The following is an 11,516-nucleotide window of genomic DNA, read 5'->3' as shown; positions in this document are numbered from 1 at the left end:
TTCATGAGGCACGGGAGGTGGGGCCGATGTTCCTCGGCACCCATCGGCCGCGTCTCGACGACAAGGGACGGCTGTTCCTGCCGGCTAAGTACCGTGAGGAGCTGGCGGAGGGTCTTGTGATTACCAAAGGCCAGGAGCGATGCCTCTACGTCTTTCCGGTGGAGGAGTTCCAGCGCATTACCGAGGCTCTCAGCACCGCCCCGGTCACCGCCAAGGCGGTGCGTGACTACAGCCGTGTCTTCTTCGCCAGCGCGTCCGACGAGACTCCGGACAAGCAGGGACGCATCACGATCCCGCAGGGCCTGCGCACGTACGCGGGCCTGGAACGTGACTGCGTGGTCATCGGGGCCAACACCCGCCTGGAGATCTGGGACGCGCAGGCCTGGGAGACCTATCTCAACGCACAGGAGCAGGCCTTCGCCGATCTCTCGGAGGAGGTGCTGCCAGGGATTCTGTAATCGTCACGGTCGATTCGACGGTGTGGTCGTTCGGCGAGGTCTCCACCCGCAACCACTGTCCGGCAGCTGATGCACCTTCCCCGGTGTCAGATGTACCGGTATCTCGAAGAGGATGCGGATGGGGACCTGGCCGGACGGGCACCGGGTGGGGACCTTTGGAAGGATCGGCCGTCGCGTCATCCGCGAGCAAGGACGCGAGAGGGGGGGTGGAGAGATGGCAGAGAGCGCTCACGTTCCGGTGATGCTCGAGCGCGTTCTGGAGTTGCTGGCGCCGGCGTTGGCCGGTGCGCACCCCGTTGTCGTCGACGCCAACCTCGGCCTCGGTGGCCATACGGAAGCCCTGCTCGCCGCCCACCCTTCACTGCACGTGATCGGGATCGACCGCGACCCGTTCGCGATCGAGTTCTCCACGCGGCGGCTCGCGCCGTACGCAGAGCGGATCTCGCTCGTCCACGCGACATCGGACGAGCTGGCCTCCGTGCTCGCGCGGCTGGGCCGTGAGAAGGTCGACGGAGTGCTGTTCGACCTGGGCGTCTCCTCGCCTCAGCTCGACGAGGCCGAGCGCGGGTTCGCCTATTCCTACGACGCTCCGCTCGACATGCGGATGGACACGAGCCAGGACCTCACGGCGGAGAAGGTGGTCAATACCTACTCGGCTGGGGAGCTAACCCGCATCCTTCGTGATTACGGAGAGGAACGGTTCGCACCGCGTGTCGCAGGCCTAATCATCAAGGAAAGGGCCAAGGAGGCCATAACGTCGACTAAGCGGCTTGCCGACATCGTCCGAGAGGCGATTCCTGCCGCTACCCGGCGCACAGGGGGAAACCCCGCCAAGAGGACTTTTCAAGCGCTGCGCATCGAGGTGAACGCGGAACTCGCCGCCCTGGAGGCGGCGCTGCCCGCCGCCCTCGACGCGCTGGTGCTGGGTGGGCGAGTCGTCGTGCTCGCCTACCACTCCCTGGAGGACCGGCTGGCCAAGCAGGTCCTCACGGCGCGAACCAGGGACACCAGCCCGCACGGGCTGCCCGTCCCGCTCCCGGCACACCAGCCGAGGTTCCGCCTGCTGACGAGGGGAGCGGAGCTCCCAAGTGAAGAAGAGGTCACCCGCAACCCGCGGGCGACCTCGGCCCGGCTGAGGGCGGCAGAGAGGATCCGTGTTGACGACGAGGACTGAGCAGGAGATCAGGAGGAGCGCGCCCGCACGCGGCGCCGGCACGCCGAAGAGTGGCGCCGGCAGGTCCGGTTCGGCGAACAAGCCCGTCCCGCCCCCGCGTCCCGCCGCCTCCACCCTTGACCATGCCGACGAGGCCCGCGACGAGCGTACCGGCGCGGCACGGCCCCGCCAGGGCGCCGAGCCCCGCGACGAGCGCACCGCCGCCACCCGCGCCCGCCGCGGCCCGACCGGCCGCGCCCGCCGCGCCGAGGACACCGACGACCGCACCCCGGCACGCGGCGCCGACCGTGACGGGCGTGCCGCCACGCGGCGTGCCGACGGCGGCGAGCGTGTCACCACGCGGCGTGCGGAGGATGGTGCCGGCGAGCGTGCCGGGGCGCTGCGGACGCGTCAGGGTGACGAGCTTCGCGATGGGCGGTCCGCTGGTTCGCCGCAGGCCGAGGGTGAGCCCGGCGTCGCTGCGCGGACACGCGGGCGGTCGGTGCGGCCCCAGGGGGCGCGGCGGCCGGCGAGCGCGCGGCGCGGCCCGGCGCGGCGGCAGCGCGGTCCGTTCATCGTGCTGGTGCTCGGGCTGCTCGGCGGCGGGCTGGTCAGTCTGCTGCTGCTCAACACCGTGCTGGCGCAGGACTCCATCCGCGCGGGCAACCTGAAGTCCGAGATCGCCCAGCTTGAGCTCGGTAACCAGCAGCTCGGGGTGGACAACGAGCGCCGCAAGCAGCCGAGCCAGATCGCCGAGGCCGGTGAGCGGCAGCACCTCCAGCCCGACTGGAAGGACCCCAACGTCATCACCCCCGCCAGCGAGGATTCCAGCAAGGTGGGCGGCGCGAACCGGTGAGGGACTCAGGCGGCCGCGGGCAGGGACCCGGTCGCGGACCAGGCGGCGCCGGCGCTCAAGGAGGGCCCGGCGCCGCTCGGCGTACGCCCCGGGGCACGGGCGGCACCGGGCGGACCGGCAGGACCGGGCGACCGGCGGCGGGCGACGACCCGTTCGACCTGCCTTTCACCGACGACCGCCGCCGCCCCGAGACCGGCGACGGGCAGCAGGACGAGCGTCCACGCCGCCGCACCTCCCAGGAGGGCGAGCGCTCGCCCCAGGAGCCGCGGGGCCGTACCTCTCAAGAGGGCCGCACGTCTCAAGAGGGCCGCACGTCTCAGGAAGGGCGTGTTTCCCGCGAACGGCGGGGCGCTCAGGACGGTGCGCGCGAGACCCGGCAGCGGCCGGGCAGGCCCGACGGGCGGGACGAGCGCGAGGCGCGTGACCCGCGGACACGGCCCGTCAGGCCCGGCGCCGACGGAGGACGGCCCAGGGGTGAGGTGCCGCGACCGCGTGGCGGGCCCGCCGACCCGGAGCGCGGCGCCCGCAGGGGCGGCATGCCGCCGCGCAGGCCGCCGATTCCGCCGCGGCCGCCCAGGCCGCCGCTGGTGCTCAGGCTGGGCAACCCGCGCCGCCGCATCAACATCGGCATGATCGTCATGACGTTCATCCTGTCGATCTTCGCCGGCCGCCTGATCCAGATGCAGGGGCTCGACTCCAAGATCTACGAGGCCAAGGCCGTGGGCCAGCGCATGATCACCGAGGTCATCCCCGCCAAGCGCGGCTCGATCACCGACGTCAACGGCCACGCCCTGGCCATGACCGTCGAGGCCCGCGAGGTGGCGATCGACCCGTCGAAGGTGCACCCGAGCGTACGCGCCAAGGTGGCCAACGTCCTGGCGGCCGAGCTCGGCAAGTCCCAGCAGGAGATCGCCGGCAAGCTCGCCAAGGACACCACCCAGTACCAGCTCCTGGCCAAGGACGTCGACCCGGTCGTGGCGAGCCGCCTGCTCAAGGCGCAGATCCCGGCGTTGACCGCGAAGAAGCAGTACAAGCGCATCTACCCGGCCGGCGACCTGGCCGGCACGCTGGTGGGCTTCGTGGGCGTGGACGGCACCGGCCTGGGCGGCCTGGAGGAGGCCAAGAACTCGCTCCTGGCCGGCCGCGACGGCAAGCAGCGGGTGGAGCAGGGCCGCGACGGCCAGCGCATCCCGATGACCCACAGCCAGCGCCAGGCGCCCCTGGAGGGCAGCGACGTGCGGCTGACGATCGACCGCGACATCCAGTGGGCGGCCCAGAAGTCGATCGCCGAGCAGGTCAAGGCAGTGGGCGCGGAGAGCGGCACGGTCATCGTCATGGACGTGAAGACCGCGCAGATCGTCGCCATGGCCAACGCCCCCGAGCTCGACCTGAACAACTGGCGTCAGGCCCCCCAGGAGAACTACATCAACCGGGCGGCGGCCGACGTGTTCGAGCCGGGCAGCACCAACAAGGTGATCACCGCGGCGGCGGCGCTGGAGAGCGGCGCGGTCAGGCCGACGACGAGCTTCCGCGTCAAGGACAACATCCGCTGCTACGACCGCACGCTGCGCGACGCCGAGCCGCACCCACCGGAGACGATGACGTTCCAGACGGCGATCGCCAAGTCCAGCAACGTCGCCACGATCATGGCCGCCCGCAAGGTGGGCTCGCAGCGGCTGCACGGCATGCTGAAGTCCTTCGGGTTCGGCGCCAAGCCGGGCGGCGGCGTGCCGGGCGAGGAGGCCGGGCTGCTACCCGACTACAAGTCCTGGTCGGGCAGCCAGAGCTGCACGATCGCCTACGGACAGGGCGTCTCGGTCACGGCCCTGCAGATGGCCAGCGTGTACCAGACGATCGCCAACGGCGGCGTCAGGGTGCCCCCGCAGATCGTCGCCGGCACCACCGGCGAGGACGGCAGGTTCAAAGCGGCCGCCGCCGGCAAGCAGACCAGGGTGGTCAGCGAACGGACGGCGACGGAGATCACCGCGATGCTGGAGAGCGCGGCCAGCGAGGAGGGCACCGGCGGCCTGGCGGCCATCCCCGGATACCGCGTGGCCGGCAAGACCGGTACCGCGAACCGCTACGATCCGAAGCTGGGCCGTTACGACGGCTACACCGCATCCTTCGTGGGCTTCGCGCCCGCCGACGCACCCCGCCTGGTGGTGCTGTCGGTGCTGCAGAACCCGCAGAAGGGCCACTTCGGCGGGCAGCTCGCGGCCCCCGTGTTCAAGCAGGTGATGACGTTCGCCATCAAGAGCAGGAAGATCCCGCCCACAAGCTCGACCGCGCCTCCGGTGCGGTTGAGCGCCGGACAGTGACCGGGGAAGGTACGCTCTCGCCGTGCGTCCCCCGTCGTCTATGCGTCCCACGACCAGCCCGCCGCGCCCGCTGACCGGCCTGGCCACCATGCTCGACGCCGATTCCGGCACGGCGCGTTCGCCGCATGCCGCGATCACCGGCGTCACCATCGACTCCCGCCAGGTGCGGCGCGGAGACCTCTACGTCGCGCTTCCCGGCAGCCACGCCCACGGGGCGAGCTTCGCCGCCGAGGCCATGGCCAACGGCGCGGTCGCCGTCCTCACCGATCCGGCCGGCCGCGACGCCGCGGTCGCGACCGGGCTGCCGGTGCTGGTCGTGCCGGAACCTCGCGCCCTGCTCGGGCAGATCTCCTCCTGGGTGTACGGCCAGCCGTCCCACGACCTGTCGGTCATCGGCGTGACCGGCACCAGCGGCAAGTCCACGACCACGTTCCTGCTGGAGGCCGGGCTGCGCGCCGCCGGCCACACGACGGGCCTGATCGGCGGCGTGGAGATCCGGGCGGGCGAGGTGCGCTTCGAGTCGCGGCTGACCACGCCGGAGGCCTCGGAGCTGCACGGGCTGTTCGCGTTCATGCGCGAGCAGGGCGTCTCCTCGGCGGTGATGGAGGTCTCCAGCCACGCGCTGGCGCTGGGCCGCATCGACGGGATCTTCTACGACGTGGCCCTGTTCACGAACCTGTCGCAGGACCATCTCGACTTCCACCGCGACCTGGACGACTACTTCGCCACGAAGGTCAGGCTGTTCCAGCCGGAGCTGAGCCGGGCCGGCGTGACGAACCTGGACGACCCCCACGGGCGCGAGCTCCTGACGGTGGCCAAGATCCCGATGACGACGTTCTCGCCCACGGGTGACCCGGAGGCCGACTGGCGGGCGCTCGACGTACGGCTGGGCGCCGACGGCAGCTCCTTCCGCGTCGTGGGCCCCGGCGGCGTCGAGGCCGACGCCCAGGTGGCGCTGCCGGGCTCGTTCAACGTCGCCAACGCGCTGGGCGCGATCGTGACGCTCGTGGAGGCGGGTGTGCCGCTGCAGGCCGCGGTGCACGGCGTGGGCACGCTGAAGGGCGTTCCCGGCCGTATGGAGCGGGTGACGACGTCCGAGGACGACTTCCAGGCCGTGGTCGACTACTCCCACAAGCCCGGCGCCGTCGAGTCGGTGCTCAATTCGCTGCGCCAGGTGACTTCTGGCAGGCTCACCATCGTGCTCGGCTGCGGCGGCGACCGCGATAGGGGCAAAAGGCCCATGATGGGAGAAGCTGCGGCGCGCCTCGCGGATGTGGCCATTTTCACCAGCGACAATCCACGCACAGAGGATCCTCTCCATATCCTTGCCGCGATGATGGAGGGGGCACTCGGCGTTCCCCGGCATGAGCGCGCTCATGTGATCATTGAGCCCGACCGCGCGGCGGCGATCGACCTGGCAGTACGCCGGGCCGGGCGCGGCGACGTGATCGTCGTGGCGGGCAAGGGCCACGAGCAGGGCCAGTACATCTCAGGCGAAGTGATCCCCTTCGACGACCGCGAGGTGGTCGCCGAAGCGATCCACAGGAAGGTTTACCAATGATCCCGTTGCCACTGGCCAGGATCGCCGAGCTCACCTCGGGCGCTCTGTCGGGCATGGCCGACCCTCGGGCCGTGGTGCGCGGCCCCGTCGTGATCGACTCGCGGCAGGTCGAGCCGGGATCGTTGTTCGCCGCCTTCCGGGGCGCCAACGTCGACGGGCACGAGTACGCCGTCCAGGCGGTGCGCGCGGGCGCGGTGGCCGTGCTGGCCAGCCGTCCGGTCGAGGCGCCCACGGTGATCGTCCCCGACGTGGCCGCGGCCCTGGCGGCCCTGGCCACCGCGGTGGCCGGCTCGCTGCCGCAGGCGACCGTGCTCGGCGTGACCGGCTCGGCCGGCAAGACCACCACCAAGGACCTGCTGGCCCGCCTGACCGGCCGCATCGGGCCGACGATCGCGCCGGTCGGCTCGTTCAACAACGAGATCGGCCACCCGCTGACCGTCCTGAAGGCCGACCTCGACACCCGCTTCCTGGTGCTGGAGCTGAGCGCCCGCGACGCCGGGCACATCGCCCACCTGGCCGCCATCGCGCCGCCGAGCATCGGCGTGGTGCTGAACGTCGGCACCGCCCACCTCGGCGTCTTCGGCGGCAAGGACGCCATCGCCAAGGCCAAGGGCGAACTGGTCGAGGCGCTGCCCGCCACCGGCGTGGCCGTGCTCAACTCCGACGACCCGCTGGTGCGCGACATGGCCGGGCGCACCGACGCCCGCGTCACGTTCTTCGGCCGCGGCGAGGAGGCCGCCATCCGCGCCGAGGAGGTGACCGTCGACGAGCGTGGCCGCGCCTCCTTCCGGCTGCGCACGCCGTCCGGCGTCGCCTACGTGCGGCTGCGGCTGTACGGCGAGCACGCCGTCGACAACGCCCTGGCCGCCGCGGCGGCGGGCTACGAGCTCGGGCTGCCGGTGGCCACGATCGCCGAGGAACTGTCGGAGGCCGAGCCCCGCAGCCGCTGGCGCATGGAGGTCACCGACCGCCACGACGGCGTGACCGTCATCAACGACGCCTACAACGCCAACCCCGACTCCATGCGGGCCGCCTTCGAGGCGCTCGGCGTGGTCGGCGCCGGGCGGCGCCGCTTCGCCGTCATCGCCGCGCTGCGCGAGCTCGGCGAGGAGAGCGCCACGCTCAACGAGGAGCTGGGCCGCCTGGCGGGAAGTGCCGGGCTGGCCGGGCTGATCGTGGCGGGGCCCGACGCCGGGCCGGTGCTGGAGGGTGCCTTCGCCGCCTCCAGCCAGGTGGCCGCGGCCCAGGGGGCGCCGCCACCGGGCGCGCCGCCGGCGGGGCCGTACCCACAGCAGGGCACGCGGATCGTGCACGTGGCCGACGCGGAGGCGGCGGCGCGGGAGCTCGCGTCGTGGCTGCTTCCCGGTGACGTGGTGCTGGTCAAGGGCCCGCGGGCGATGGGGCTCGAACGCACGGCCGAGCGTGTACTCGGGAGCGCGCGGTGACCAACATCATCATCGCCGGCGCGGTGGGATTGATCCTGTCGATGCTCGGCACCCCCCTCGCGATCCGCCTGTTCGCCAGGCGGGGCTACGGACAGGAGGTCCGCGAGGACGGCGTCCAGGCGCACCTGAGCAAGAAGGGCACGCCCACGATGGGCGGCGTGGTGTTCGTGCTGGCCTCGCTGCTGGCCTACGGCGCCTCGCACCTGGTCACGTTCGAGTCGCCGACGATCTCGGGCCTGCTGGTGCTGTTCCTGATGACCGGGCTCGGCGCGGTCGGCTTCCTCGACGACTTCATCAAGATCTACAAGCAGCGCAGCCTCGGCCTGCGCTCGGGCGCCAAGGCGCTGGGCCAGCTGATCGTCGGCGCCGTCTTCGCGGTGCTGGTGACCCAGCAGGCCAACGTGTACGGCATCACGCCCGCCGAGACCCGGCTGTCGTTCCTGCGCGACTTCGGGCCGTCGATCGGCCTGGTCGGGTTCACCATCTGGGTGCTCATCATGATCGTCGGGTTCTCCAACGCGGTGAACCTCACCGACGGCCTCGACGGCCTGGCCAGCGGCGCGACCGCCGTGGTGCTGGGCGCGTACGTGCTGATCGGCAACTGGCAGCTGCGCAACAACTGCATCGACCAGCTCGGGCCCAACTGTTACTGGGTGCGCGACCCGCTCGACCTGGCGGTGGTGGCGGCGGCGGTGCTGGGCTCGCTGATCGGGTTCCTGTGGTGGAACGCCCCGCCCGCCAAGATCTTCATGGGCGACACCGGGTCGCTGGCGCTGGGCGGCGTGCTGGCCGGTCTGGCGATCGCCACCCGCACCCAGCTCCTGCTGATCATCCTGGCCGGGCTCTGCGTGATCATCACGATGTCGGTGATCATCCAGGTCGGGTTCTTCAAGATGACCGGTAAACGGGTCTTCCGCATGGCGCCGCTGCAGCACCACTTCGAGCTGAAGGGCTGGGCGGAGACCACGATCGTGGTCCGCTTCTGGCTGATCGCCGGGTTGTGCGCGGCCGTCGGACTCGGACTGTTCTACGTGGAGTGGATGCCGCGCCCATGACGTTGACGTGTGTCGCGGGGCTCGGAGTCTCCGGTACGGCCGCCGCCCGGGTGCTGGCCGAGCGGGGCGAGCGGGTCTTGGTCCTGGAGGCGGTCGAGGAGGAGCGCCAGCGGCTCGTCGCGGCCGAACTGGCCCGCCTGGGCGTCGAGGTGCGCTTCGGCCCCATGGAACTGCCCGGGGAGACCACCCGGCTGGTCACCACCGGCTGGGCGCCCCACCACCCGCTGATCGCCGCCGCGCTCGCGGCCGGGGTCGAGGTCGTGGGCGAGGTCGAGCTGGCCTGGCGGCTGCGCCCGGAGCAGGCGGCCCCCTGGCTGGCCCTGACCGGCACCAACGGCAAGACCACCGCCGTGCGCATGCTCACCTCGATGCTGCTGGCGGCGGGGGAGAAGGCGCTGGCCGTCGGGAACGTCGGCGTGCCGGTCGTGGAGGCCGTCGCCGAGCCGTACGACGTGCTGGCCGTGGAGCTGTCCAGCTTCCAGATGCACTGGTCGGGCTCGCTGGCGCCCGAGGCGGCCGCGCTGCTCAACATCGCCCCCGACCACCTCGACTGGCACGGCTCCCTGGAGGAGTACGCCGCCGCCAAGGCCAGGATCTTCGAGCGGGCGGCGACCGTGGTCTACAACGCCGACGACCCGATCGCGGCGGAGCTGGCGGCGCCGTACCGGCGCGCGGTGGGGTTCACGCTGCGGGTGCCGAGGGCGGGCGAGATCGGCGTGGTGGAGGACCTCATCGTCGACCGGGCCTTCTGCCCCGATCCCGTGCACGCCGCCGAGGAGCTCGCGAACCTGGCCGACGTACGCCCGTTCGCACCGCACAACGTGGCCAACGCCCTGGCCGCCGCCGCGCTGGCCCGCGCGCACGGCGTACCGGCCGGGGCGGTACGGCAGGGCCTGCGCGACTTCGTGCCCGACCCGCACCGCATGTCGTTCGTCGAGCGGGTCGCCGAGGTCGACTACGTCGACGACTCCAAGGCCACCAACCCGCACGCCGCCGCCGCGGCCCTGGCCGCCTATCCGTCGGTCGTCTGGGTGGCCGGCGGCCAGCTCAAGGGCGCCGACGTCGAGGACCTCGTCCGCAAGGCGGCGCCGAGGCTGCGCGGGGCGGTGCTGATCGGCGTGGACCGCGCCAGGATCGCCGAAGCGATGTCGCGACACGCGCCGAATGTCCCCGTGGTGGACATCGCCGACCAAGACACTGGGGTGATGGACCGCGTCGTCACCGAAGCCGCAGCGCTCGCCTCCCCGGGGGACACCGTGTTGCTGGCGCCCGCGGGCGCCTCGCTGGACATGTTCGCCAACTACCCGGCGCGGGGGGAGGCCTTCGCGCGAGCCGTACACGAGCACGGTCTGCGCCGGGAGCCGCGGACGTGAGCGCGACCACGGACGAGCGGCCCCGCAAGAGCGGCGCCGTCGAGGGGCCGTCGGTGTGGGCGCGCGAGCAGATGGGCGCGCTGCGCGAGCTGCTCGGCAAGCCGCTGACCACCTACTACCTGATCATCGGCTGCAGCGCGCTGCTGCTGATCCTCGGGCTCATGATGGTGCTGTCGGCCTCCAGCATCGAGGCGCTGAACAAGACCGGCAGCCCGTTCTCGTGGTTCATCAGGCAGACGGTGTCGGCGGCGATCGGCGTGCCGCTGATGTACGTGTGCTCGCGGCTGCCGCACAAGTTCTTCCGCTGGGCGGGCTACCCGCTCATGGTGCTGTCGATCATCGCGCTGGTCATGGTGCTGTTCATCGGCTCCTCGGAGCTGGGCGCGCAGCGGTGGATCTACATCGGCCCGCTGACCGTCCAGCCGTCGGAGCCGGCCAAGCTCGGCCTGGCGCTGTGGGGCGCGGACATGCTGGCGCGCCGGGCGCGCGCCGGGCGGATCGAGTGGCGGCAGATGCTCATCCCGCTGATGCCGGGCACCGCGATCCTTGCCGTCATGGTCATGCTCGGGCGCGACCTCGGCACCACGCTCGTGCTCATGATGATCTTCCTGTCGCTGCTGTGGGTGGTGGGGGCGCCGCTGAAGCTGTTCGGCGGCATCCTCGGCGTGGCGGTGCTGGCCGCGGTCATCATGATCAAGGTCGAGCCGTACCGCATGGCCCGCATCGGCGCCTTCCTCGATCCGTGGGCCGAGGCGCAGGGCGCCGGGTACCAGGCCGTCCAGGGGCAGATCGCGATGGGCTCCGGCGGCTGGTTCGGGCTCGGGCTCGGGTCCAGCCGGCAGAAGTGGAGCTGGCTGCCGCACGGCGAGAGCGACTTCATCTTCGCCATCCTCGGCGAGGAGCTCGGCCTCATGGGCACGCTCGTCGTCGTCGCGCTGTTCGGCCTGCTCGGCTATGCCGGGCTGCGGGTGGCAGGGCGGGTCAAGGACCCGTTCATCAGGCTCTCCGCCGCCGCGGTCGTGGCCTGGATCTGCGGCCAGGCCATCGTCAACATGGGCGCGGTGATCGGCGTGCTGCCGATCACCGGCATCCCGTTGCCGCTGGTCTCCTACGGCGGCTCGGCCCTGCTGCCGACGCTGGCCGCGCTCGGGATGCTCCTGTCGTTCGCCAAACAGGAACCCGGCGCGCGCGAGGCGCTGGCCGCTCGTGGCCCCGGACCGGCCGCTCGGGCTCTAAGCTGGCTTGGCCTGGGGGGAAGAACGAGCAGGGGCCGAGCGAGACGTTAGGGAGTGACCGA

At 71.9% G+C, this 11,516-nt stretch carries 10 protein-coding genes; 9 read left to right on the top strand and 1 reads right to left on the bottom strand.

Translation table 11 applies throughout. From position 1 onward, the window contains the following. Nucleotides 1-26: 26 nt before the first annotated feature. The 3 genes from mraZ to ACFWY5_RS06800 all read left to right on the top strand — a co-directional run bounded on the left by mraZ (nt 27) and on the right by ACFWY5_RS06800 (nt 2,467). Nucleotides 27-458, top strand: coding sequence for a division/cell wall cluster transcriptional repressor MraZ (gene mraZ / locus ACFWY5_RS06810; protein WP_379630755.1), 432 nt, complete (start codon nt 27-29; stop codon nt 456-458). Nucleotides 459-672: 214 nt separating this feature from the next. Then, nucleotides 673-1,632, top strand: a complete 960-nt coding sequence (gene rsmH, locus ACFWY5_RS06805; protein ID WP_379618586.1) for a 16S rRNA (cytosine(1402)-N(4))-methyltransferase RsmH — start codon at nt 673-675, stop codon at nt 1,630-1,632. Further along, nucleotides 1,616-2,467, top strand: coding sequence for a hypothetical protein (locus ACFWY5_RS06800; protein WP_379630754.1), 852 nt, complete (start codon nt 1,616-1,618; stop codon nt 2,465-2,467). Before rsmH ends, ACFWY5_RS06800 begins: the two co-directional genes overlap by 17 nt. 5 nt (nt 2,468-2,472) lie before the next feature. Here the strand turns inward: ACFWY5_RS06800 and ACFWY5_RS06795 are convergent, their stop codons facing one another. Next, the gene (locus ACFWY5_RS06795) at nt 2,473-2,751 is read right to left on the bottom strand and encodes a hypothetical protein (RefSeq protein WP_379630753.1); all 279 of its coding nucleotides are present in this window, start codon (nt 2,749-2,751) and stop codon (nt 2,473-2,475) included. Between the two features lie 195 nt (nt 2,752-2,946). On the opposite strand from ACFWY5_RS06795, the gene ACFWY5_RS06790 reads away from it, so the two are divergent. The 6 genes from ACFWY5_RS06790 to ftsW are packed head-to-tail and all read left to right on the top strand — an operon-like array spanning nt 2,947 to nt 11,505. Further along, nucleotides 2,947-4,785 (top strand): peptidoglycan D,D-transpeptidase FtsI family protein, encoded by a 1,839-nt coding sequence (locus ACFWY5_RS06790; RefSeq protein ID WP_379630752.1) that lies wholly within the window; start codon nt 2,947-2,949, stop codon nt 4,783-4,785. A gap of 40 nt (nt 4,786-4,825) precedes the next feature. Continuing rightward, complete coding sequence (locus ACFWY5_RS06785; protein ID WP_379618578.1) at nt 4,826-6,346, top strand: UDP-N-acetylmuramoyl-L-alanyl-D-glutamate--2,6-diaminopimelate ligase; 1,521 nt, start codon at nt 4,826-4,828, stop codon at nt 6,344-6,346. Beyond that, entirely contained in the window at nt 6,343-7,791 is a 1,449-nt protein-coding gene (gene murF / locus ACFWY5_RS06780; RefSeq protein WP_379618576.1) for a UDP-N-acetylmuramoyl-tripeptide--D-alanyl-D-alanine ligase, read from the top strand. The genes ACFWY5_RS06785 and murF overlap by 4 nt, the downstream gene beginning before the upstream one ends. Further along, nucleotides 7,788-8,846, top strand: a complete 1,059-nt coding sequence (gene mraY, locus ACFWY5_RS06775; RefSeq protein ID WP_184960705.1) for a phospho-N-acetylmuramoyl-pentapeptide-transferase — start codon at nt 7,788-7,790, stop codon at nt 8,844-8,846. The genes murF and mraY overlap by 4 nt, the downstream gene beginning before the upstream one ends. Further along, nucleotides 8,843-10,219 carry a UDP-N-acetylmuramoyl-L-alanine--D-glutamate ligase gene (gene murD / locus ACFWY5_RS06770; RefSeq protein ID WP_379630751.1) on the top strand — a complete coding sequence of 459 codons (1,377 nt, stop codon included), beginning with the start codon at nt 8,843-8,845 and terminating at the stop codon, nt 10,217-10,219. The genes mraY and murD overlap by 4 nt, the downstream gene beginning before the upstream one ends. Next, the gene (ftsW, locus tag ACFWY5_RS06765; protein WP_379618571.1) at nt 10,216-11,505 is read left to right on the top strand and encodes a putative lipid II flippase FtsW; all 1,290 of its coding nucleotides are present in this window, start codon (nt 10,216-10,218) and stop codon (nt 11,503-11,505) included. The genes murD and ftsW overlap by 4 nt, the downstream gene beginning before the upstream one ends. Nucleotides 11,506-11,516 lie beyond the last annotated feature (11 nt).

It is taken from the genome of Nonomuraea sp. NPDC059007 (genome assembly GCF_042740555.1).
In the GTDB taxonomy this organism is placed as follows: Bacteria; Actinomycetota; Actinomycetes; order Streptosporangiales; family Streptosporangiaceae; genus Nonomuraea.
This window is presented reverse-complemented; position numbering and strand designations above follow the sequence as displayed.

Coding starts and splice junctions, on each gene's coding strand:
- mraZ (WP_379630755.1), top strand. CDS start 27: ATGTTCCTCGGCACCCATCGGCCGCGTCTCGACGACAAGGGACGGCTG.
- rsmH (WP_379618586.1), top strand. CDS start 673: ATGGCAGAGAGCGCTCACGTTCCGGTGATGCTCGAGCGCGTTCTGGAG.
- ACFWY5_RS06785 (WP_379618578.1), top strand. CDS start 4,826: ATGCGTCCCACGACCAGCCCGCCGCGCCCGCTGACCGGCCTGGCCACC.
- murF (WP_379618576.1), top strand. CDS start 6,343: ATGATCCCGTTGCCACTGGCCAGGATCGCCGAGCTCACCTCGGGCGCT.
- murD (WP_379630751.1), top strand. CDS start 8,843: ATGACGTTGACGTGTGTCGCGGGGCTCGGAGTCTCCGGTACGGCCGCC.